Consider the following 23,090-nt stretch of genomic DNA (forward strand, 5'->3'; position numbering starts at 1 on the left):
ATTTTTACGGTGAAACAACCTTACAATACTACGATTTACAACACGGCGCTTTATATGAGATTGAGCCGGGACGATGAACTGCAAGGAGAAAGCGGGAGTATTCAGACACAAGAGTTACTATGTAGAGGGTGGTTTCTCCCACCTAATACATATGACTGCGGCTCATTTGTGGTGAATGGAACAGCAGTTGTAGGAAAGGAGTAAAAAAGCCCTTATAACCGCTAAAAAACAACACCAAAAGGAGCTGATTCTTATGAAATCTCTATTTGAAGAAATGGGCGGCACTTACCGTCAGGAGGGTGATTATCTTATCCCGAACCTTGCGCTGCCGGACGAACCAGAATACCAGATCGGCAAGTACGGGCGTATGCGTCGCAGCTATCTGAAAGAACATCGTCCAGTTCTCTATGCAAACTTGCTCACAAGCGGAACGCTGCATCGTCACCTTGCCGAGATCGACCAAGCCTGCAATGAGCGCATGGCAATCATCGTTTCTGATATGGCGAAGCAGGAGGGTGTGACCGAAGCACTCAAGGCCGCCGAGCAAATGGAATGGGTGCGCCGCATGAACAGCATCCGCAATCGTGCGGAGGAAATCGTTCTGACCGAGCTCGTATATGAATGACAAATGCCCGTTATTGGCTGTACGGCCGATAGCGGGCATTTCTGCGTTTTAATCCTTTTCCTCGGTGCTGGCTACAAGTCGGTCAAAATCGCTCTGATACTGCCGATCCTGAATGACACGGTATTTCTCAAATTCGCTCTCGGCAAAGGCTTTTGCAATGGCTGCTGTCACTTTTCCTTTATGATGCAGCACTTCTTCCTCGTTGAACTGCAAAAACGCATCCAGCCGTGCGACCCAATCCCGCATATACATGATGTTTCCACGGCGTGCCTGCCGCTCGGCATAATCAAGATACATCGTGACGATCTCGTTCAGGCTTCCTATCTCGGTTTCGTCCAAGTAGTTCTTCGCTATCACAACATCGGATTTTCGGATTCTGCCGCCCGGTGCATTTTTCCATGTTGTCAGGCCCATATTCGGTTTCGTGCTGTCTGCCCGGTCGTAGATGATCTCCGCTGCGGTGTGCTTTGTAATTGCGTAATGCAGTTTGTTTTGTACGGTGGCGAAAAATTCTTTTGTCACAGGGCTGTCCACGTCATAGTCTGCGCTGCATTGGGAATAGATATCCGTGATTTTCTGATAAAAGCGCCGTTCACTGGCGCGAATATCACGGATGCGCTCCAGCTGTTCCTCAAAATAATCCTTCCCGAAGAAGTTCTGCGGCTCTTTCAGGCGCTCATCGTCCATGACATAGCCCTTGATAATATACTCCTTCAATATCCTGTTTGCCCATATGCGGAACATGGTGGCCTTTTTGGAGTTCACCCGATAACCGACCGCAATAATCGCATCCAGATTATAGTACCGTGTGGGATATTTTTTCCCGTCTGCCGCAGTTGTTTCCAAAACGGAAACAACTGAATCCTCCATCAATTCACCGGATACAAAGATATTCTTCAGGTGCTTTGAGATGGCCGCTTTCTGCACCTCAAACAGCTCCGCCATCTTTGCCTGCGTCAGCCATAAATTCTCCTGATATAGCAGAATTTCAACCTTGACATCGCCGTTATCGGTCTTGTAAAACAAAATTTCTCTTGTCTCGTATGGGGTAAGTGCCATATTCTCATCCATTCTCTTTATCCTCCCGGCTCTTTGCCCGTGTTTTATAGACATTATACTGATTCTTGCACCGGGCGCTGCAAAACGCGGAGTTGGCCCGGCTGCCGAGGAATACCTTCTGGCAGTGCTTGCACAGCCGCAGGGGTTTTGTATCGTCCACCAGCATAAAGCTGAACATCATCTGGATGCCCAGCAGCAGGGAATGGAAGTCCCAATAGATGGTCGGTTTCTCCAGCAGTTCGATATGATAGGTAGGCGCAATGCCGCCGAAGGCAGCCATGGCCTTGCGGTAAAGATTTCTTGTGTCCTCATCAATGCTGTCGTAGTCGTTATAGTACAAAACAGAGGTAGTCAGCGTGAACGCCCAATCCTTGAACTGCTGCGCCACCCAATCATACGGTTCTGCATATTCCCGCTGGAAGCTCATGTTCTTTGCCATCGGCTCATCCATGAAGGTCATGGTCAGGGCAATCATCATATTATCCCCGGAAACATTCCAACTGGATTCCACGCCTTTTTTCACTACATCCAATTTGTCAAAGGGATAGAACAGGGCAAGGTAGTCCTCTGTTGCCATGCTTTCTTCCTTGATGAAGTGATTCTTCGGCAGATAGACTGCCTCATAGTCCATAAAGGACGGCGTGGTGGGCAGCGCCGTCATCAGCCCCAACAGACCATAATGGGTCACAAAAGCCAGAATTGCCTTTTCCACCTCATCCTCCGGGCTGCGGTTCATCATCAGCATCCCTACGTTCAGCGCCTCCAGCACCATCTCGGAGGATTCCTTCAGCGGGTTATAGACATCGGGCTTTGCCGTCTTTTCCGGCGTGATATAGCGTTTCCCGTCCTTACCGGTCTTGATCTCATAGCGGTCATACCGCACCCAATGGGAACGGGACTGCGCAAACAGATTATTCATAACGCTGTTCCTCTCAATTCGTAATCCATCTATATATTAACCATATTACCATTGTATCAACCGTCCTTGACATCGTCAAGGGCGGCTTTCTTTTTTCTCGGTTTTGTTTTGTTCTCCCGGCGGATCACGGCATCCTTGCCCATGGTTTGCATCGACGCTTCATATTTCTCCATGAATTCGCGCTCCCGCAGGGTAATGCTGTAGTCCTTCTCCAGCTTTTCACTCAGATGCTCATACATCCGCTTTTGCAGCTTTTTTTGAATGGTCATCCGCAGCTTTCGGATATTCCGGTCGGATTGTCCACGGATGGCTGCAAGCCTTGTGGTGCTGTATTGCTTGACAAACAGGTAATACAGCACCTCCTTCTGCTCATCACTGAGGGTGAAAAAGAGCTTGGAGAGAAAACGGTTCGCAGTCAGCTCGTGCAGCTCGTAGGGGCAGGAGAAGATGATGTCGAGAAAATTTCCCTGACAGAGCTGGCGGAACCTCGGCAGATTCATCCAGAAGGGAGCAATCTTCGGATCAGGTACAGCCTGAAACTCCAACGGAACATCCCCGCGCAGGTTTTCGTGGTCACGCTCCCGGCGCTCCCGGTTCCTGTCCAGCTTGTTCCACTCGTCTACCACAGTCAAAAAATCCGATTCTGTCCGGGCTGCTTCCTCTAAACGCTTCAACGCCTCTGCACGAATTTCCCGCTTGAGTCGTTTTTCGCTGGTGGGCGCGGCTTCTTCCTCCTCGTCCTCCAGCTCGGTATCATAGTCTCTGGGATGCTCGTCCTGCTCCAGCTCGCTTTCCAGCTCAAGAGTACGTTCCTCGGTAAGCGCTTCCTCCAGCGTCTCGTCCACCGGCGGACCGTCAGACGCATCCTCCCAATCGGCAAAGCTGTCCGCATCCATTTCAAGGTCGTTTTCCTCTATTTGCTCCTCGGTATCTTCTTCCTCATCGGAAAAATCATCATCCAGCAGCAGTTCATCCTCCCATGGTTCCACGGCAGCTTCACCTCCCCGAAAAAATATTTTTCTTTTTTTCAAAAACAGTTCCGATTTACACCCCTTATTTCTCCTATTAGTAGATGGAGTAATCTTATAGCAGAATACACAGATTACTTTTGGAATCGCCAGCGAAGAAAAGGAGGATATGGAGCATGAAAAAGCAGCAGAAAGACACGGTTGGCTTACAGCCAACGGAACCAACCACATTATATCAAAAACCAACCAATCACGCAAGGAGGATGCCTATGGAGCAGAACAAACGAGAACAGTTTATCATTCGCCGGATCGGCGGCACCACCTACAAGGTCAGGGTCGTGTTCAACGAAAGCGGCGGCGAGACCATGGAGGATAAAATTTTGCGGATTGTACGCAATGATATGGTTACAAACGACGGAACCTATGGTATAATGGAGACACCACAAATGAGCCGACAGTCTGAAAGGAGCGCATCATGAGTGCGAAACAGACTGAAAGCAAAATCACCGCTCTCTATGAGCGGCTGTCCCGCGACGATGACAACGCCGGGGACAGCAATTCCATCGTGAATCAGAAAAAATACCTCGAAAGCTATGCCCAGCAAAGGGGCTACACCAACTGTCGGCACTATACCGACGACGGCTGGAGCGGCGGCAACTTTGAGCGTCCAGCGTGGAAGCAGCTCATCGCGGATATTGAGGCAGGCAAGGTTGCTCATGTGATCGTCAAGGATATGAGCCGGGCGGGGCGAGACTATCTGCAAACCGGATTTTACACGGAGGTATTCTTCCGGCAGCACGGCGTTCACTTTGTTGCCATCGCCAACAGCGTGGACAGCGATGACCAGAACAGCAATGAATTTGCCCCCTTCCTCAACATCATGAACGAATGGTATCTGCGCGATCTGAGCCGCAAGCAGAAAACCGCCATTCGTGTCAAAGGGGAATCCGGCAAGCCTACCACCAACTGCGCCATCTATGGCTACAGGAAAGACCCGGAAAACAAATACCATTGGCTGATCGACGAGGAAGCCGCCGCCGTGGTGCGCCGCATTTTCCGCTTGACCATTGAGGGCAAAGGCCCATACGATATTGCCCGTATTCTTTTTGAGGATAAGGTGGAAACACCTGCTGTGTACTTCGGCAAGCAGGGCAAGGGCATCTGGAAAAGCAAAGAGGAATTTTCCAATCCCTATAACTGGAGCGGCTATGTCGTGGGACAGATCCTCTCCAAGCCGGAGTATATGGGGCATACGGTGAATTTCCGCTCCCACAAGCAGTCCTATAAAGATAAAAACGCCGTGATGAATCCCAGGGAGGACTGGCTGATCTTCGAGAATACCCACGAGGCCATTGTGGACAGGGAAACATGGGAGCTTGCACAAAAGCTCCGCAAGACGCCCAAGCGCATCGACACGCTGGGTGAAGCGAATCCGCTGACCGGCCTTTTGTACTGCGCCGATTGCGGCGAGAAGATGTATAATCACCGCTCCAAAGGCGGCACAGAGAACAATCCCTATCCATCTGACTTCTTCGATTGTTCCTCCTATACCCTCGCCCGCCAGAAGCGTACCGCCGCCTGCTGCGGCCACTATATCACGACCAAGGCCCTGCGCACACTGATTCTGGACACCATCCGCACGGTCAGTACCTTTGCGATTTCCAATCAGGCGGCGTTCATGGAAAAGGTGCGCTCCGCCTCCCAGCTCCGGCAGACGGAGGCGGCCAAGGACGCCAAGCGAAGGTTGAGCAAGGACAAAAAGCGCATTGCTGAGCTGGACACCATCATCAAAAAGCTCTATGAATCCTTTGCCGTCGGGCGTATCACCGATGAACGCTTTGACAGTCTGCTGGCAGATTATGAAGCGGAGCAGAAAACGCTGCAAGCCTCTGTCGCAGAAGCAGAAGAAAAGCTGTCCGCTTTCGCTGAAGACACCGCCCGCGTGGAGCAGTTTCTGGAGCTGGCGAAGAAGTACACCGATTTTTCTGAGCTGACCACGCCCATGATCAACGAGTTTATTGAGAAAATCATCGTCCACGCCCCGGAGCGCATCGACGGTGACCGGGTGCAGGAGGTGGAGATCCACCTTCGCTTTATCGGGCAGTTTGAGCTTCCCGCGCCGGAGCTGACCGAGGAAGAAATCAAGCGGCAGGAGCAGCTCACGACATCGCGTGCTACTACCATTATAAAGGCTCTGATTTAGCCGGACTCCTTCACCGTGACGGTGGACTTGTTTATCCGTGAAGATGGACCGGAAACTCCGTGCAAGTGGACTTTATAACCCGAAATTTACAAATATAGGGACGCGAAAGAAAGCAGGTGAAAGAAAAGATACCTCACTGTAATATAAGGTTTGCTGACCCACGACAGTTAGCAAATCCATTACAAGAGAGGTAACGGTGATGGTACGACCAGTTCGGAAACCTCTACGACCTATGAGTATATCCTCCATATTACTATCACCAGCAAGACCGCAGAACAGCAGGCCGATGAATACGGCTTTACAGCCGACCAAAAAGACATTATGGAAGAAATGCTGTCCAGGGAATTTCGTCCGATGATGTATATTCTTTTGGGCATATAATAATACATAAAGTTACTGGACATGGCTTTCCGCCAAGTGGTTACCAGCTTCAAAAGGCATCTTTTTTTATTCATTAATAATTAAATTTTATACATATAAAAAAACTCTTGATAATGACGTAACATAATGTGATAAGCAACCAAAAGGACAATTGTCAGAGCCAGAGCGAATTCATTAAAAAGGAGATCTGGTTTTACTACAGCTACATTTCAGCCGAGGAAGGTGTGAGGTTTCTGCCTGCAGCCATTACATCGGTCATGACTGGTATGGTGAATCCTTGTAAAGTTTCCCGATGCGGTGAATTTGTTTGAGTACGAGGATTATCTGAAACTGCCGACCATGGAAAACGCTTAGGTAGGACATAGATCACAGCCTTTAATGTAACAAGGATTACCGTCGCAGAGGCCGAATGGATGAAGAAGATTCACCGCTTTTCTTTATGGCGTATGCAAATATCTTTCAATACTGTAATAAAATTATTTTCATATATAAATTGACTAACTCAGTCAATTGTATTATAATATAAATTGACTGAATTAGTCAATTTATATTTAGCTTAGATTATTTAGATAGAAGGTGTAAATTTATGTTTTCAAAATTTCAGAGTTTAAAACCTGAAAAGCAAGAGCGAATATTAAATGCAGCGATAAAAGAATTTGCAAAAAAAGGTTATAAAAATGCAGTTACAGATGAAATTGTTAAGGAAGCCAATATTTCAAAAGGGGCGCTATTTCATTATTTTAACAATAAGAGGGATCTGTATTTATTTTTATATGACTATTCTTTAGAGATTGTTATGGATGAGTTTTTTGGGAGAATAGATTTGAAGGAAAAAGATATCTTAAAAAGACTGCGTCAGGTTTTACTTATTGAATTTATGCTCGTAAATAAACATCCTGACATGCTTGACTTTACTAAGTCTGCTTATTTTGAAAGCTCCGATGAAGTAAAAAATGAATTAGAGTCCAGAAATAAAGAATATCTTACAAATGGCTACAGTAAAGTGCTGAGCAATTTTGATAGTACTAAGTTTAAAGAGGGAACGGACATTAAAAGAGCCGTGAATGTTATTATCTGGACCATGGAAGGCTTCGCAGCCAAAAAAAAGGAAGAGATAAGAGAAAGCCCTATAACCGATCTTGATTTTGATGAAATCCTATTGGAACTGGATATTTATTTTAAATTATTAAAAGACTGTTTCTATAAGTAAAAAGGAGGAATTTGGTATGGGAAATATGGTCAAAAGTTTTAAAGATTTGACTCCTGACCTTCAGGCATTTGCAGGAGGAAAAGGCGGTATGCTTTCTAGGATGTTTCAGGACGGGTATCCTGTTCCTGAAGGTTTTGTCGTTTTACCGTCAGCTTTTCAGAAGGAGAAGCTGAATGCGGAAGCTTGGAATGAGATAAGGGATTATCTGAATACCATTAGGAAGAAGCATGAGGGGGCGCTGTTTGCAGTAAGGTCATCCGCTTTAAGTGAAGATTCAGCACAGGCTTCATTTGCAGGAGAGTTTGAAACTGTTCTTAATGTTAAAACAGATAAAGAAATACAGGAAGCAATCTATACAGTTTTTAGATCAAGAGAGTCGGAGAGAGTAAAGGCATACAGTTCTGTTCAAGGAATGGAACAATCTCATCAGATTGCTGTGGTAATTATGCTTATGGTGCAGTCTGAAATTTCGGGCGTATTGTTCACTGCTGATCCGATTACCGGCAGTCACACAAGCATGACAGGTAATTTTGTCTATGGATTGGGAGAGCAGCTGGTATCCGGGGAAGCCAACGCATATCCTTTTAAACTGATGAGGCCTAAAGGAAAATATGAGGGCCCAGAGGATTTTAAAAAGTATGCCTCAGAACTGTATAAGTACGCTGCTAAGCTTGTGAAGGAATTGGGATATCAACAGGATATTGAATGGGCTGTTGCAAAAGGGAAATTATATATGCTTCAAGCAAGGCCTATTACAACCCAGAAGACAGGTAATCTGGATACCTATGAATTGAATGATACTTTGGATGGAGATTACCTCTGGACCAATACCAATGTGGGTGAGGCTATGACCGATGTTTTTACTCCGCTTAGCTGGTCTGTGATAAGAGCGCTTGATGAGGAGCAAATGGTAGTTCCCGGATATTATTTATTCTCCGGTAATATCTGCGGAAGGATGTACTCCAATGTAAATATGGCTTTGTCAATATATCCGGCCTTTGGTAAGGACTATAAACCCGTGCTTAAAAAAATGAATGATATATTTGGACAGATGCCTGAAGGAATGAATATTCCGATTTATCCGTTTTCGGGGTTAGGATTAATAAAAGCAATGATGCCGGGAATAATGAATACCTTAAAAAAATCGAAGGAAGTTACGAAAGCAATGCCGCATTATTTTACGGATACGCCAAACTGGTGCAGAACAATGAAGGAACGCACTGAAGGAGCAAAGACGAATAAAGAATTACTGAACTTATGGAAGGAAGAACTTTGGCCTTATAACTGTAAGGCTTTGTGGGTTACCCGTTTCGCTCCCCGAAAAAAATTGACGGGATTATTTAAATTAAATGAAGAACTTCCAAAGCTTTTAGGGAAGGAAGACGCAAATACACTGCTGTCGAATTTAAGGGGAAGTTCTGAACTTGAAAGTCTTGGTCCGGTTATCGGGATATCAAAGATTATTAAGGGGGAATCGAGCCGGGAGGAATACCTTATGAAGTACGGTCATAGAGGTCCTCATGAGTTTGAGATATCCATACCTGATCCTGCTGAGGATAAAATTTGGCTTGAAAAACAGATAGAAGAATTTAAAAAGTCTAATATTGATGCTGAAGAACTTCTGAAGAAGCAGCATACCCAATATGAAAGAACGTTAAAAAAGCTTGAGGATCGTTTTCCGGGCAAAGCAAAAAAGATCAGCAAGCAAATTGCCGATGCTTCTGAAGGCAGCAATATAAGAGAAGCTGCCCGTTCAGAATGGACCAGAGTTTTCAGGGTTAACCGTGTTTTTGCACTGAAAGCGGGAGAACTCACAGGAATTGGAGACGATGTATTTTTCCTCTACATGGATGAAGTTCTGAATTTGCTTTCCGGAAACAAATCGGCGGTGAAGCATATTCCTGCCAGACGCAAAACCTTCGAAAAATATAAGACGCTGCCTCCATTGCCATCAATGATCCGTGGAAGATTTGATCCATTCAAGTGGGCAGAAGACCCAAATAGAAGAGTGGATTATTATGATCCGACTTTAACAACTGTTAGTGCGTCTGACTCTGAAACACTGAAAGGCTTTGCTGGCGCAACAGGCAGGATAGAAGGAATTGTGCGTGTTTTGACCAATCCGGAGGATGGGGAAAACTTTAAGCAGGGTGAAATATTAGTAGCATCAACCACGAATGTAGGCTGGACCCCTCTTTTCCCTAGAGCTGCAGCAATCATTACCGATATAGGAGCACCCTTGTCCCACGCTGCTATTGTAGCCAGAGAACTTGGTATACCTGCTGTTGTGGGATGCGGCAATGCTACCACACGACTTAAGACAGGGGACAGAGTACTTGTTGATGGTGGTCAAGGAGTTGTGCATATCTTGGATTGAACAACTGCTGTTGTCCCTAAAGGAGCTTCCTGTATGATTCAAATATAGGGACGCGAAAGAAAGCAGGTGAAAGAAAAGATACCTCACTGTAATATAAGGTTTGCTGACCCACGACAGTTAGCAAATCCATTACAAGAGAGGTATCTAAGATGAAGTCTACCACACAAAACGCAAAGATCGCAGCTATAACTGAAAAAACTTTGATCATTGGCATTGACGTAGGAAGTGAGACACACTTCGCACGGGCATTTAACTGGCGGGGATACGAGTTCTCCAGGAAACCGCTTGAATTCAGTAACACGGAGGAAGGGTTCGAGACGTTCCGGATCTGGATTGAGGAGCTGAAGGAAAAGCACGAAATGGACAAGGTAATACCGGGCATGGAACCAACAGGCCATTATTGGTTCAATCTTGGGAAGTTCCTGCAGGATAACAGTATGACTCCAGTGCACGTAAATCCACATCATGTCAAGAAATCGAAGGAACTGGATGATAACAACCCGGACAAGAATGACCGCAAAGATCCGAAAGTAATAGCCGGTCTGGTAAAAGACGGAAGGTATTTCCGGCCGTATATCCCGGACGGGGTCTATGCAGAGATCAGGGCATTATCAGGACTGCAGGTGCTCGCACAGAGCGAGATCACAAGGCTGAAGAATCGGATCGCCAGATGGTTCAGTATCTACTTCCCGAATTATAAAGACGTTTACGGGAATGTCGGTGCGGTGAGCGGTCTGATGGTTCTGAAGGCAGCGCCACTGCCGGAAGATATCGTAAAACTTGGTGTGGACGGTGTAAACCGGATCTGGAGGGATGCGAAGTTAAGAGGCGTCGGATTAAAGAGGGCTAAGACCCTGGTAGCAGCGGCGGAGCACAGCATCGGGAGCCGGGAAGCACAGGAAGCAGCCAGGATAGAACTGCAGATCCTGCTCTCAGACTATGAGATGCAGACAGCACGGGAAGCAGAATTGATGGCACTGATCGAGGAAAAGATCATAGAGGTGCCATACGTAGACAAGCTTCTGGAGATCAGGGGCGTAGGCCTGAAGACGGTGATCGGGTTTGTAGCGGAAGTCGGGGACATTACGCGTTTCGATGATCCCAGACAGCTCCAGAAGCTGGCCGGATACGCAATCGTCAAGGACGAATCCGGAAAGCACAAGGGAGAAAGCCACATTAGCTACCGCGGCAGAAAGCGACTGAGATATGTGCTGTATGAAGCGGCAGTCAGCGTGGTAAGCCACAGTCCGGAATTTAAGTCGATCCATCAGTATTACACGACAAGGGAGAAGAATCCTTTAAAGAAGATGCAGTCAATGATCGCGGTGGCATGCAAGCTGATCCGGGTGTTCTACCTGATCCTGCAGACCGGAGCGACTTATGATGCGGCAAAGCTGATGGGGGATATCCGGAGACCATTGGCGGCATAAGCAGCCGAAAACAACAGAGCAACTACTGCTTGCGGCCAGAGCCGGGGATCTGAACCACATCAGGGATCCGGTTCCGGTCACAAGCAGGAGACCGGCTCCCTTATGGGAGTGACGAAGGAAGAAGTTCATCAGGGAAACGTCCGCCGAAAGGTGCTGGTGAGCGGGAGCTGGAGTCAGCAAACAACAAAGAATGAGCCAGTAGTCGGCAGGAATTTATTCCATAGGGCACGACCCTGATGAGGAGCTAAGCTGACACCCTGGTTATGGGCAGGCGGAACGAAGGAAGTGAGGACCCATCGGGGAACCGAAGGTGATCCTGGTAGATACGGGAGGTGCGCTGCCATAGAGGGAAGGGTTATACAACGGCCATGAATATCAGGATAAATGACGTTCTGGTTCGTATACCCAAAACACCTCTATTCTCGTACCCGATACTCAGAGATGCCCACCCTTACGGCTCATTCAGTAGAGGTATACCGTTGAAAAATCCTTGATTTTCAAGGAAAAATCACTTGACATTATAGGGAGGATTTTTCACATGACGGATACGGAAAAGAAATTGTTGCAGGCACAGCACCGGTTAGAGGAAGCGCAGGCGCGGGATCGTGTCAAGGAGCGAAAAGCGAGGACACGCAGGCTCATTCAGGAGGGCGCGATTCTGGAAAAGGTGCTGCCGGAAGTGCGGACGGTGGAGCTGCCTGCGCTGGAGGATTACCTGATGCAGAAGCTGCCGCAGCACGATTGAATTCGCTGGGAGGTCTCCGGGAAACCGGGGGCCTTCCTCTTTTTTCTCCCGAAGGGCTCCCGAAGGGCGCACTTACTCACCACCCGAAGGGGCGGTGGTACTTGCCGTTGGCAAGCCGTGCGCTCTGCGAGGCAGATGCGGCTGCTGCGGCAGCCTCCAGACAATGCCACAGCACCTGCGGGCGCTGCTGTCATCGTCTGCGCAGACGGCAAATTCCCTGCGACAGGCGCAGAGAATTGGGGGTAGAAATTCTCTACCCCTGTTGCCGCCTGCCTACGCAAACCTGCCACCGGCAGCTTTGCCGCAGAGATGGACGGGCGTTCTGCCCGTCCATTTTCTCTTTTACGAAAGAGAAACAGAAAAAAGAAAACGAGGTGAACGAACGATGGCAATTTATCATCTGGAGGCAAAGGTGGTCAGCCGGGGCGCAGGGCGCTCCGCCGTGGCCGCCTCTGCTTACCTAAGCTGTTCCCGTCTCTACAACGATTACGATGGGATACAGCACGACTATACGAAAAAGCAGGGGCTTGTCTGGCAGGAGGTGTTTCTGCCGGAATACGCCCCGCAGGAATGGAAAGACCGGGAACAACTCTGGAACGCCGTAGAGGAAGTGGAGACTGCCAAGGACAGCCGGTTGGCGCGTGAATTCGTCGTTGCCCTGCCCATAGAGTTGAACCGTGAGGAACAGATCGAACTGCTGCAAGATTTTATCCGGGAGCAGTTCGTATCAGACGGAATGTGTGCCGATGCTGCCATTCACGACACGGATGGTCACAATCCCCACGCTCACATTCTGCTGACGGTGCGCCCGCTGGATGAACGAGGCAAGTGGCAGTACAAGACAGAGAAGGAATATCTCTGCATGAAAAACGGCGAGGAACGGGGTTTTACTGCCGCTGAGTTCCGGACAGCGCAGAATGATGGCTGGGAGAAGCAATATCCCTACAAAGTCGGCAAAAAGAAAGTGTATATGGTTCCTTCCAAGGCTGATGCACAGGGGCTTGTCCGGGCTGACAAGCATCCCAAAAGCACCCGCTACGGCAGACAGAATCCCATCTCTGAACGCTGGAACAGTGAGGAACAGCTTGCGTTATGGCGGGCGGCATGGGCGGATGTGTCCAACCGCTATCTGGAACGCGCCGGGCGGGAGGAACGCATTGACCACCGCAGCAACGCCGCACGGGGATTGGATAAGATTCCTACCATTCATGAGGGCGTGGCAGCGCAGGCGTTGGAGCGCAAGGGAATCATCTCCGACCGCTGCGAGATCAACCGGCAGATCAAGGCCGACAATGTGCTGCTGCGGGAGTTGAAAGCCGAAGTCAAGAAGCTGGCCGCACTGGTCGCCCGTACTGTTCCCGCCATTGCGGAGGGGCTGGAGAAGCTGCGCAGCCGTGTGATGATCTTCTGTTATCAGCTCTCTCATATTCGCAGCGGCAAAGCGCATATTCAAAAATCCCTTGCCGTATGGAAGCCGGAGCTGGAGCGTTACACCGGTCTGGTGCAGCAGATCAAGGAAAAGAGCAAGGAGCGCAAAGCGTTGGTTGCTGAGAAAAAGGAATTACCAGTATATCATGTGAAACGGCACAAGGCGCTGGCTGTCTGCATAGCCGAGCTGACGGAGGAATTGGAGGAACTGCGTTCCGAGAAGGCGCTTCTTTTGCAAAAATTTGAGTATGCGGAGGATGCAGGCGCAGAGGCGTTCCGCAAGGATATTGCCACCATGGAGGCCGGTCTGAAAAAGATAGAGGCGCAGGAGCAGAAATACTCTGCCGAGTTGGATAAGGCGCTGGCTGAATATGACGAGCTGAAAGCGCAGGCTGCGGATTTTGACCCGGTGGAGCTATACAAAGCACGGCAGGTCATTCGCCCTGTGCAGGAAAAGGCAGCAGAACAGCAGTTAGAGGATGCCATGCATGAGAAGCCATCTCTTATTATGCTGCTCAGTGCCAAACAGGAAACATCCCGCCTACTCAGAGAGGACCTGGAAGAACGGCAGGTGCGGCAACTCATTATGCACAGAAATCAAGAGCAGCACCAAAATTCTCACAGTAAACAAAAAAGAAATGACCCTGAGCGGTAATCGTGCAAAAGGCGGCGGCTCATACGTGCCGCCGCCTCTGTTAAAAAGTTGGTGTCAATCGTCGAAATCCTCAAATTCAGCGGTACTTTCGTTCCCGTGCTTAGCCAGCCATCCTTTCAGCGGACATGGCTTATCCTCTTCCAGATAGCCATATACCATGTGCGCAAGCAAGCCAAGAACGCCCGCACCGAAAACGAATTTCAGAAAGCCTCTGCACTTGCAGTGCTTCTTTTCACAACAGTCATGATTTGCCATCTTCATATTCATACCTCCATCAATTATGGTTTTCTTCCGCCCAGAGCTTTTCGGCTTCAGGCTTCCAGCAATCGGCATAGGCCTTGCACTTCTCGCACAGATGCTCGGCGCTTTCCGGAGCTTCGAGGTCGGTGGAGTGCGCACCGCTCTCTGCCACCATTTTCGGCAGCAGCTCCGGATTTTCCAGCATGGGGCAGGGCCGCAGGTGGTTGCCGTTGAAGGGCTGTCCCTTGCGGTAGAGTTTGAACAGCGGCTGCTGCAAGCACTCCAAAAAGCTCTTGTCTCGGATATTGGCGCTGGAATAGTGGATGAACACGCAGGGCTCCACATCGCCTGCGGCGTTGATATGGCAGTAAATTCTGCCGCCAGCTACGCATCCGCCTGCAAACTCGCCGTCGTTCTGGAAGTCGATGCAGTACAGCTCCTTGCCGCCGGTAAGCCCGCGGATCTCGCGGACGCGGTCTTTCATATACGCTCTTTGCTCCGGTGTCAGCAGTAGGGAGGTGTCAGCGTTCAGGCCAACGGGCATATAGTGGAAATACCACGCAAAAATGCAGCCCTTGGAGATCAGCAAATCCAAAAACTCGTCGCTGGTGACCACCTTGTAGTTCCGGCTGGTGTAGCAGATGGACACGCCGAAGGGGATGCGGTGGCTGTGCATCAGGTCCATGGCGTCCAGCGCCTTCTGGAAGTGACCCCGCCCACGGCGGCCGTCGTTGGCCTCCTCAAAGCCCTCCACGCTGATGGACACGAAGAAGTTGCCCACCCGCAGCATCTCCTGACAAAATTCCTCGTCGATGAGGGTACCGTTGGTGAAGGCGTGAAACGCCATATCCCGGTGCTTCTCGCATAGGCGGATGATGTCTTTTTTTCGCAGCAGCGGCTCGCCGCCGGTAAAGAGGCAGGCATGGGTGCCTAATTCCTTGGCCTCTGTCAGCACACGATCCATTTCCTCGAAGGTCAGGCTCTGCTTGTGGCCGTACTCCGCCGCCCAGCAGCCGGTGCAGTGCATGTTGCAGGCGGAGGTGGGATCCATCAGGATCAGCCAAGGTACATTGATGTCGTACTTGGCGGCATTCTCCTGCGCTGTCTGATAGCCCCGGAAACCGCCCTCGTATGCCACATTGGTCAGGAAGGTTTTGAGAATGTAGGGGTCGTTCTCCCGGATAAGCCGCTGGGTATAATGTGCCCACTTCCCATCGGGGTTTTCTGCGATCATCCGCAGCGTCTTATAGGAGTTATCACTCCATGTGCCCTTGTGGATCTTCTGGATCATGTCGATGAGCTGTTCGGCAAGGTCGCCTACATCCTGCGTCTGGCCCTTTTTCAGCATGGAATCCAGGATCGTTTCAAATGCCTTGCGTTCGGCTGCATGGGAGATTTTTTCGGTGAGGCTCATAGTTCATTCGTCCTTTCTGTTGTATGTCAATTTTCGTGCGTTGTGTGTTTTTTTCGATAGAAATGAAATGCGATGCAGGAGAGCAGCATTGCTGCAAGTTCAATGCCTGCCGCAGTAAGAAATTGAGGGGAACGCACATCCGAAATACTCATGCCCATAATAGGGAACAAAATACAGGTCGGTAAGAAACCCAGCAGACAGGCTGGAAGATACGCCCGGTACTTCACCCCTACTGCCCCCATATATGCGCTGACTACATCAGCAGACAGGATGCCCAGCAAGCGGACGATCAGAACGAAAAAGAAATCACTGCCGCCGCGAAGATCGTGGAGCATGGCGGACTTCGGCCAGCGATGCAGAATATACTGCACTGCTTGACTGCCCAGCTTTTTCCCCAACCAATAGGGAATACTGACCATGACCGCTGTGCCTGCGATGTTTACCGCGATTGCCACGGGCAATGGAAACAAAATGCCGCTGGCAGCATAGAGCAGGCCACTATACAAAAAGATGCTCAGACTTTTCACCGCAAACAGCATCCATAATACTGCTGCGGCTAAAATTGGCTGCTGGGGTGTATAGCTCAAAATGCCCTCCAGCGTAAACTCATCTTTATGCAGCAGACATACTGCAATGATCGTGAACCAAACCAATGCAAGCAGGCATTTGGCGATTCGTATCCGCCGGTTCTCCGGCGATGTGTTACTCGACTTGTGCATGAACGGACTTCTTTCCGGGTAGAGAAGCCATTGCAGCATGGATAAAAGCGGGGTGACGGCCTTTATCCAGTGCAAATACGACAGCGTAGGCCGCAGCTCCTGCCGTTTCAATCATCATATCGCCCATTGTGTCGATCAAGCCAATATCGATATAGCCCTCCAACGGTTCTCCATTGACGATGACGCTGTCAATTTGGTCGATGCTGCCGATCACGCCGGTGGCCTCGCCTAAGTCGTAAGAATGGATGGCGTGAATGATTGTGTCCCGATGCATATCCATGCCGAACCAGCGATCCATGCCAAATTCGTAGAATTCCCATAGTGCAGAAACAGATATGGAGAACATTAACGCGAAAAGCACACGCAGCAGACGGTCATTCTCGTACTTCCTGTTTATCACCACAGGGAGATAAGAACCAAGCAGGGCAAAAACCACACCGCCGCATAGATGCAGCAGTTTATCCCAATGCGCAATGAGATAGTACAGCTTGTAAATCCGTCCTGACATAGAGGCCAGCAGGTAAAGCAGGCTGAACACAAACAGCGTATCAGACATCCGGTAGCCGAAAGCCTCAAGGATATACGGTACTGCCACACCGATGCCTACCAGCAGGCACACAAGCGCATCGGACGCCGGCCCTGAATGCAGAGAGCGCAGCATGGAGTACAGTACAAACAGCTCACATACTGTCCAAAACCACACACGCCAGCGCGTCTGTTCAGCTTGAATACTTAGCTTTACCTTCTGCATTTCTGTTACCTTTCTGCCAGCACCTCTGCGCAGGCCGACGCACGATAGGTAGTTACATCGGGAATTGTTTCTCCGTCGTTCTGAAGTGGGGCAGGACGGTCAAACTGCACCGTGATCTCCTGACCAGTCAGAACTTCCACTACATCCGTATGCTTGATATGCTCTCCCTTGAAAATAGAGGGAAAGACAGCCAAGGCTTTCAGCTTACCGGGACTGCGGAACACCATAACGGATAGCTGCTTCGGCTGCACAAGACGATCCTGCTGCGGCGTCGGGATCATACCGCCGCCGTAGTAACGCCCGTTCATGGTCGGAGCCAACCAGACATGCTTGTATGTGTGCTTTACGCCATCCACTGTGACAACGGCGGAGGTGGGTTTATAGTGGAACAGCAGGCCTTTTATGGCGATGGATGTATAATTGACCGGCTTTGTGGAGCGCTCCCGCTGGCGGTCGCCCTCCAGACAGCAGTAACCGTCAATGCCATAGCCGATGCCGTTGAGGCAATAACGGCGTGTGCCGTTCACATACACCGACGGCAGCTTTTGAAGGTACTGGTTAATGGGGCGAGGTGTGTCACCTGCTTTTCCTCCGATGTCGGTGAGAAAATCATTTCCACTGCCGGTAGCGAAATAATAGATGTTCCGCTCGATGATACCGAAGAACGACAACACCAAGCTGCTCATTACCACAGCCGCACAGCAGCTTCTTGCAGGAAAGACTACGTTGGCTGCTCTGCGAGCAGAGATGACACGACTCGCCTCACAGCTCCCGGAGTACGAAACCGTGCGCGCCATGTACGGCGTTGGCGAAACCACAGCTGCGCAACTCATGGCTGAGATTGGCGATGTGCGCCGTTTTCCCCGCCGCAGTTCCATTGTGGGCTTCGCTGGCGTTGACCCGGCTGTGGACCAGTCCGGCAAGCATGAGACACAAAGCACGTCGACCACAAAGCGTGGTTCGCCGCATCTTCGGAAAACGCTGTACCAGATCGTCTGCACATATCTCAGAAAAGCGCCGGCAGACGAGCCGGTGTACCAGTTTCTCGATAAGAAACGCGCTGAGGGCAAGCCATACTTTGTATACATGACCGCCGCACAGAACAAGTTCCTACGTATCTACTACGCCCGTGTGAAGGAATGCCTGGAGGCTTTTGACGCACAGCAGGGCACCTCACAAGGATAAATCAGATTGATACTTTATCCCGGCTGGCGAAGCTTTTTCTCCAGTCTGTTTTGTTATGCCCTTTTTCAGTCGCGCAAATTTTGCGGGACTTTTTTCATTTCAGCTATTGACTTTTGTTTGCAGGACTCCTGTAAAATACTGCGGCGGGTGGTTATCACCCGCCGCAGCTCCAAGCATCGGACAGGTTGCTTCTGTTTGAATCCGGTATGCCAAGCCGCCAATCGTCACAGCCACACATGACGGCTTCGATCACACTAATCCTTTCTCACAAACAAAATGCCCAATGTATTTGGCCCGCAATGGGAGGTGATCGTTGCTCCGGCGGTAGTTTCTAATATTTCCTCAAAATCCGGTGCAATTTCCAGTATCTTATCACGCACCGATTGGACAGCTTCCGGGCTGCATTTGGTGTGCGTAATAAAAATGCGGTGCTTATCAATGTCGGTGCGATTCTGGAGACGATCCTCCACATATTGCAGCATGACTTTTTCAATTCTGCCACGGTACTTTTTACCGGGCGTCATTTTTCCGTCCCGGACCTCGATGCACGGTTTCAGTCGAAGCAGATTTCCACCAAAAGCACCCAAGGCTGAGCAACGGCCGCCTTTGTAGAGATAGTCGAGGCTGTCTATGACAAAACTGGCTTCCACCCGTTTCGCCATTGCGGAACAGGTTTCCCATATCTCCTGCGCATAGTAGCCGTTTGCTGCCATTTCCGCTGCATGGAGGACTAACAGCCCTTGTCCGGTCGAAAGATTTCTGGAATCAACAACAAATACATTTCCGACTTCCTTGGCAGCAAGGCAGGCATTTTGATACGTGCTGGAAAAGTCACTACTGATGCAGAAATGGACAACACAGCAGCCCTGCTTCGTCCAGCGGTGAAATTCCTCTGCATAATCCGCGACATTTACGGCGCTGGTCTGTGGGAGCTTTCCCTCTGCATGAACGTATTCATAAATATCGTCCGGTGTGATTTCTGTTCCGTCTGCGCCGACCCTTTCGCCGCAGCAGACTGATAAGGGGGTGATGGAAACATCATATTGCCGCAGCAGTTCCGGCGAAAGATCGCAGGTGCTGTCTGATATGATCTTCACAGTCACGAATACGCCACCTCCGTCCGATTCACAGCTTGATCGTAAGGTCTGTCTGCTCCCACGGCATCAGGCAGGCGTTGCTGCCAAAATGTCCATAGCAGGACACATTGGAGAAAATCGGCCGTGTCAGGCCGAATCTTTGAATGATAGCGGCGGGACGCATATCCACACTATTTCGTATTGCCCGATTCAGAGTGTTTTTGTCTACCTTTTCCGTTCCGAATGTCTCAATGCGTACCGACATCGGCTCCGCCAGACCAATGGCATAGCTGAGCTGAACTTCACATTGGTCGGCCAAATCCTGTGCCACGATATTCTTGGCGATGTAGCGCGCCATATATGCACCGCTGCGATCCACCTTGGTGGCATCCTTTCCGGAAAAGGCACCGCCGCCGTGTCGGGCATATCCGCCGTAGGTATCGACGATCAGCTTGCGTCCGGTCAGACCGGAATCTGCCGCCGGGCCGCCGTACACAAAACGTCCGGTGGGATTGACATAGAACTGAGTGTTCTCGTCCAGCAGCTCAGCGGGCAGCACGGCTTCCATCACATGACGGCGCACCTCGGCGCGTACCGCCTCCGTGGATACCTCCTCCTGATGCTGGGCAGATACCAGCACAGATGCAATGCGGATGGGGCGGTCTCCGTCATACTCCACCGTCACCTGCGATTTGCCATCCGGCAGCAGGAACGGCAATTCGCCGGTTCGGCGTACCGTTTCCAGCTGCTTGGACAGCTCATGCGCCAGCTCAATGGGCAGCGGCATCAGGGTCTTTGTCTGCTTGCAGGCATAGCCAAACATCATGCCCTGGTCACCTGCACCGGCATCCAGTTGCTCCGCCTCCCGGCTGCGGGTGATGCCCCGTGCAATGTCGGGAGATTGGTGATGCAGATCTACTGTAATGGCGCAGGTATCTGCATCAAAGCCGCGTCCCGGCTTCGTATAGCCGATCTCGGCAATGACCTGCTGCGCTACAGCCCGGTAATTGACTTTGGCTTCGCTGGTAATCTCACCGAAAATGTGCATCTGGTTTTCGGCACAGGTCACCTCGCAGGCAACACGGGAATCGGGATCCTGCGCCAGCAGCTCGTCCAAAATCTTGTCCGCCACCTGATCGCAGACCTTGTCCGGATGGCCGCAGGTCACGGATTCCGATGTGAACAGCATTTTATCCACAGTATCGCCTCCTGTTAAGACTTCTTTGCCATCTTGCCGGTAAGCTGCGTACCTCTCTTATTGGGGAGGGAATTCCAAAGCTCATCAGCAACTGGAGCCCACTTCTCAGCAGCGGGTACACAGCGGTTGCAGTAGTCGCAAGCGCGTTCCGGGCTTTGCAGATCGGTGGAATGCGCGCCGGATTCGTCCACCATCTGTGTCAGCCGACCGGGGTTATCCAGCACAGGACAGGGGCGCAGCATATTTTCATTGAACGGCTGATTGCGGCGATAAGCCATAAACAGCGGGGACTGGTAGCACTCCAGCAGCGTCTTTTCCTTGATGTTGGAATCAGAATAATGAATGAATGCACAGGGTTCCATATCGCCGTTGGCGTTGATATGACAGTAGCCGCGTCCGCCGGCAATGCAGCCGCCCACAGCGTCGCCATCGTTCCAGAAGTCCATGGTGAACAGGGGCTTGGTCTTGCGGAACTTGTGGATCTGGTCGTACATGAACTTGCGCTGCTCCGCCGTGGCGATCAGCTCCGGCACAGCCGCCGCACCAATCGGCATATAGGTGAACAGCCACGCAAACTTTGCACCCATATCGATCATGGAATCAAAGTATTCCTCGCTGCCGATGACCTCTACATTCTTGCTGGTGTAGCAGCAGGAAATGCCGAACAGCAGCTTGCGGGCTTTCAGTCGCTTCATGGCCTCGATGACCTTCTGGTAAGTGCCATTACCGCGGCGGAAGTCGGTTGCCTCCTCAAAGCCTTCAATACTGATGGCCGGGACGAAATTCTTGACCCGCAGCATCTCGTCGGCAAAGGCATCGTCGATCAGCGTACCGTTGGTGAATGCAAGGAACGCACAGTCGCTGTGCTTCTCGCAAAGGCGGATCAGATCAGCCTTGCGTACCAGCGGTTCACCGCCGGAGTAGATGTAAACATAGGTTCCCAGCTCCTTGCCCTGCCGGATCACATCATCCAGCTGCTCAAAAGTCAGGTTCAGCTTATTGCCGTATTCCGCTGCCCAGCAGCCGGTGCAGTGGAGGTTGCAGGCAGAGGTGGGGTCCATCAGGATCGCCCAGGGAATGTTGCACTGATACTTGTCTTGCAGCTTCATGGAAGCGGGCGTGCCAATCAGCGTGCCGTTGATTGCAACGGTTTCTACCAGCTTTTTCCGCTGCTCGTCATCGATGTCGGTCCACAGGCTCTTTACCAGCTTCGACCAGTTGTTGTTCGGGTCTGCCAGTGCAGCACGAATTCCTTCGACCTGTGAGGTGATGGCCTGACCACTCTTGTCGTACTTCTCCAGCATATCCAGCAGCTTAGGGATATTGGTATCCGGATCCTTATCCAGATAACCGTAAACTTGCTTCATGGCAAAGCCTTTTAACACTTCCGAGGCATTCATAATAACAGTTCCTTTCTGTTTTGTATTGCTTTAGGATATTCTTATCTTAACGAAATCTCCACGCGAAAACTATGGCGGGAAAAGTCGATTCTTCCGAATTTCAGGGGAACCGCATCAATACGCAAATTTGCGCATTTTTGAATTTGTGCGCAAAAAAAGGCTGCCCCGTACAGGGCAGCCTTTGGAAGTATGTATCTCTTTTCTCACTCAATAGTCTGGACAGCTCCGGCCACAAAGGTATCAAAAAGGCCCCCCAGCCGGTCTACGCTCTCATCAATATCATTCTCCATATGGTTCCAGAAAAACTGCATGACAAAGCCGATATAAGCATAACGGCAAAAAGATGCGATATTGCGAAGATGATTATCTGAAATCGGGCGTCCCTCTGCCACTTGCTGTACCACCTTCAGGAAAACATCATCGGTCAAAGAAAAGATATATCGCTCCAAATGGTCGCGGGAAAGGCCATTAAACACATGATAAACTGTTTTCGGATGGGCTTTGCATTGATGCAGCACAGCTTTGGTGGTGCTTTTCCATTCAATAGGGGCATTGCTGGGGATAAATGATTCTGCCCTTTCCCAAAACCACGCACCCAACAAAGCATAGATGTCCTGATAATGATAGTAGAACGTATTAGGGCTGATACCTGCTCGTTTCACCAGCGCTGCTACGGTAATCTTGTTAAACGGAAGCTCCTCCTGCATTTCTTGAAATGTGGACATGATGAGCTTTTTTGTATATAAGGCCATATACAGCCCTCCTAAGTATGGGGGATTCTAATTCGTCTATATGCTGTATTTTACAAGATTTGAGGAGAAAACGCAAGCTTCTCCAGAATGGAAATGCAGCTTCTTCATTTATCCCGGCACATATAGGTGAAGCTTATCTGCAATTGTCTATTAGCATCAATACTTCTATAAAGGTGCGCTTTTTCCGGATTTAAACGAGAACGTTGTACTCCTTGGAAGAAAAACACCTTGACAAATCTCGTCTCAACGCATGATGCTCCGGCAATATGCCGCCGAGCATGGCCTGAATGTCATAGATGAATATATCGACGATGGATGGTCTGGAACGAACTTTGACAGGCCGGATTTTCAGAGA

General features: G+C 50.1%; 21 protein-coding genes and 2 pseudogenes. 11 read left to right on the top strand and 12 right to left on the bottom strand.

Features of this window, described 5'->3' with window-relative positions:
• A pseudogene (locus tag ACTNBZ_RS13365) lies at nucleotides 1-204 on the top strand (hypothetical protein); the annotation flags it as partial.
• A 49-nt stretch (nucleotides 205-253) separates the two neighbouring features.
• Nucleotides 254-625 carry a TnpV protein gene (locus ACTNBZ_RS13370; protein WP_441018345.1) on the top strand — a complete coding sequence of 124 codons (372 nt, stop codon included), beginning with the start codon at nucleotides 254-256 and terminating at the stop codon, nucleotides 623-625.
• 48 nt (nucleotides 626-673) lie between these two features.
• Here the strand turns inward: ACTNBZ_RS13370 and ACTNBZ_RS13375 are convergent, their stop codons facing one another.
• Genes ACTNBZ_RS13375 through ACTNBZ_RS13385 form a run of 3 tightly spaced genes read right to left on the bottom strand, consistent with a single transcriptional unit; the run spans nucleotide 674 to nucleotide 3,592 of the window.
• Complete coding sequence (locus ACTNBZ_RS13375) at nucleotides 674-1,696, bottom strand: virulence RhuM family protein (RefSeq protein ID WP_441018347.1); 1,023 nt, start codon at nucleotides 1,694-1,696, stop codon at nucleotides 674-676.
• Entirely contained in the window at nucleotides 1,689-2,603 is a 915-nt protein-coding gene (locus tag ACTNBZ_RS13380; protein ID WP_441018349.1) for a hypothetical protein, read from the bottom strand. The genes ACTNBZ_RS13375 and ACTNBZ_RS13380 overlap by 8 nt, the downstream gene beginning before the upstream one ends.
• Before the next feature lie 56 nt (nucleotides 2,604-2,659).
• Entirely contained in the window at nucleotides 2,660-3,592 is a 933-nt protein-coding gene (locus ACTNBZ_RS13385; RefSeq protein ID WP_441018351.1) for a sigma-70 family RNA polymerase sigma factor, read from the bottom strand.
• A 155-nt stretch (nucleotides 3,593-3,747) separates the two neighbouring features.
• Between ACTNBZ_RS13385 and ACTNBZ_RS13390 the strand changes: the two genes are divergently transcribed.
• The 7 genes from ACTNBZ_RS13390 (at nucleotide 3,748) to mobQ (ending at nucleotide 14,000) form a co-directional block, all read left to right on the top strand.
• Nucleotides 3,748-4,050, top strand: a complete 303-nt coding sequence (locus ACTNBZ_RS13390; RefSeq protein ID WP_441210657.1) for a transposon-encoded TnpW family protein — start codon at nucleotides 3,748-3,750, stop codon at nucleotides 4,048-4,050.
• Nucleotides 4,047-5,774 carry a DUF4368 domain-containing protein gene (locus tag ACTNBZ_RS13395; protein WP_441210659.1) on the top strand — a complete coding sequence of 576 codons (1,728 nt, stop codon included), beginning with the start codon at nucleotides 4,047-4,049 and terminating at the stop codon, nucleotides 5,772-5,774. The genes ACTNBZ_RS13390 and ACTNBZ_RS13395 overlap by 4 nt, the downstream gene beginning before the upstream one ends.
• A gap of 967 nt (nucleotides 5,775-6,741) precedes the next feature.
• Nucleotides 6,742-7,365 (top strand): TetR/AcrR family transcriptional regulator, encoded by a 624-nt coding sequence (locus ACTNBZ_RS13400; RefSeq protein ID WP_441210661.1) that lies wholly within the window; start codon nucleotides 6,742-6,744, stop codon nucleotides 7,363-7,365.
• Between the two features lie 16 nt (nucleotides 7,366-7,381).
• Complete coding sequence (locus tag ACTNBZ_RS13405) at nucleotides 7,382-9,742, top strand: PEP/pyruvate-binding domain-containing protein (RefSeq protein ID WP_441210663.1); 2,361 nt, start codon at nucleotides 7,382-7,384, stop codon at nucleotides 9,740-9,742.
• 149 nt (nucleotides 9,743-9,891) lie between these two features.
• A complete protein-coding gene (locus ACTNBZ_RS13410; RefSeq protein ID WP_441019519.1) occupies nucleotides 9,892-11,172 on the top strand; it encodes an IS110 family transposase in 1,281 nt (426 codons plus the stop codon).
• A gap of 538 nt (nucleotides 11,173-11,710) precedes the next feature.
• On the top strand, nucleotides 11,711-11,917 hold the full coding sequence (locus ACTNBZ_RS13415; protein WP_441019518.1) for a DUF3847 domain-containing protein: 207 nt from the start codon (nucleotides 11,711-11,713) through the stop codon (nucleotides 11,915-11,917).
• A gap of 385 nt (nucleotides 11,918-12,302) precedes the next feature.
• Entirely contained in the window at nucleotides 12,303-14,000 is a 1,698-nt protein-coding gene (gene mobQ / locus ACTNBZ_RS13420; RefSeq protein ID WP_441019517.1) for a MobQ family relaxase, read from the top strand.
• A gap of 54 nt (nucleotides 14,001-14,054) precedes the next feature.
• On the opposite strand, the gene ACTNBZ_RS13425 is transcribed toward mobQ, so the two are convergent.
• Genes ACTNBZ_RS13425 through ACTNBZ_RS13445 form a run of 5 tightly spaced genes read right to left on the bottom strand, consistent with a single transcriptional unit; the run spans nucleotide 14,055 to nucleotide 17,810 of the window.
• Nucleotides 14,055-14,261, bottom strand: a complete 207-nt coding sequence (locus ACTNBZ_RS13425; protein ID WP_441019433.1) for a hypothetical protein — start codon at nucleotides 14,259-14,261, stop codon at nucleotides 14,055-14,057.
• A gap of 13 nt (nucleotides 14,262-14,274) precedes the next feature.
• Complete coding sequence (locus ACTNBZ_RS13430; RefSeq protein ID WP_441019432.1) at nucleotides 14,275-15,654, bottom strand: radical SAM protein; 1,380 nt, start codon at nucleotides 15,652-15,654, stop codon at nucleotides 14,275-14,277.
• A 26-nt stretch (nucleotides 15,655-15,680) separates the two neighbouring features.
• Nucleotides 15,681-16,373: a TVP38/TMEM64 family protein gene (locus ACTNBZ_RS13435; protein WP_441019431.1), complete on the bottom strand. Its 693-nt coding sequence runs from the start codon at nucleotides 16,371-16,373 to the stop codon at nucleotides 15,681-15,683.
• A complete protein-coding gene (locus ACTNBZ_RS13440; protein ID WP_441019430.1) occupies nucleotides 16,357-17,124 on the bottom strand; it encodes a hypothetical protein in 768 nt (255 codons plus the stop codon). The genes ACTNBZ_RS13435 and ACTNBZ_RS13440 overlap by 17 nt, the downstream gene beginning before the upstream one ends.
• A 5-nt stretch (nucleotides 17,125-17,129) precedes the next feature.
• Complete coding sequence (locus ACTNBZ_RS13445; protein ID WP_441019429.1) at nucleotides 17,130-17,810, bottom strand: diacylglycerol/lipid kinase family protein; 681 nt, start codon at nucleotides 17,808-17,810, stop codon at nucleotides 17,130-17,132.
• Here ACTNBZ_RS13445 and ACTNBZ_RS13450 point away from each other — a divergent pair.
• Nucleotides 17,776-18,309, top strand: coding sequence for a transposase (locus tag ACTNBZ_RS13450; protein ID WP_441019428.1), 534 nt, complete (start codon nucleotides 17,776-17,778; stop codon nucleotides 18,307-18,309). The genes ACTNBZ_RS13445 and ACTNBZ_RS13450 overlap by 35 nt on opposite strands.
• A 254-nt stretch (nucleotides 18,310-18,563) precedes the next feature.
• On the opposite strand, the gene ACTNBZ_RS13455 is transcribed toward ACTNBZ_RS13450, so the two are convergent.
• The 4 genes from ACTNBZ_RS13455 to ACTNBZ_RS13470 all read right to left on the bottom strand — a co-directional run bounded on the left by ACTNBZ_RS13455 (nucleotide 18,564) and on the right by ACTNBZ_RS13470 (nucleotide 22,735).
• Nucleotides 18,564-19,412, bottom strand: coding sequence for a DegV family protein (locus ACTNBZ_RS13455; protein WP_441019427.1), 849 nt, complete (start codon nucleotides 19,410-19,412; stop codon nucleotides 18,564-18,566).
• A gap of 22 nt (nucleotides 19,413-19,434) precedes the next feature.
• Nucleotides 19,435-20,574, bottom strand: coding sequence for a methionine adenosyltransferase (gene metK / locus ACTNBZ_RS13460; RefSeq protein WP_441210668.1), 1,140 nt, complete (start codon nucleotides 20,572-20,574; stop codon nucleotides 19,435-19,437).
• Between the two features lie 23 nt (nucleotides 20,575-20,597).
• A complete protein-coding gene (locus tag ACTNBZ_RS13465) occupies nucleotides 20,598-21,983 on the bottom strand; it encodes a radical SAM protein (protein ID WP_441019425.1) in 1,386 nt (461 codons plus the stop codon).
• Nucleotides 21,984-22,186: 203 nt separating this feature from the next.
• On the bottom strand, nucleotides 22,187-22,735 hold the full coding sequence (locus tag ACTNBZ_RS13470; protein WP_441019424.1) for a TetR/AcrR family transcriptional regulator C-terminal domain-containing protein: 549 nt from the start codon (nucleotides 22,733-22,735) through the stop codon (nucleotides 22,187-22,189).
• 235 nt (nucleotides 22,736-22,970) lie between these two features.
• On the opposite strand from ACTNBZ_RS13470, the pseudogene ACTNBZ_RS13475 reads away from it, so the two are divergent.
• Nucleotides 22,971-23,090 (top strand): annotated as a pseudogene (locus tag ACTNBZ_RS13475) (recombinase family protein); the annotation flags it as partial.

The organism is Pseudoflavonifractor sp. HCP28S3_F10 (assembly GCF_052065415.1).
Taxonomy (GTDB): Bacteria; Bacillota; Clostridia; order Oscillospirales; family Oscillospiraceae; genus Pseudoflavonifractor_A.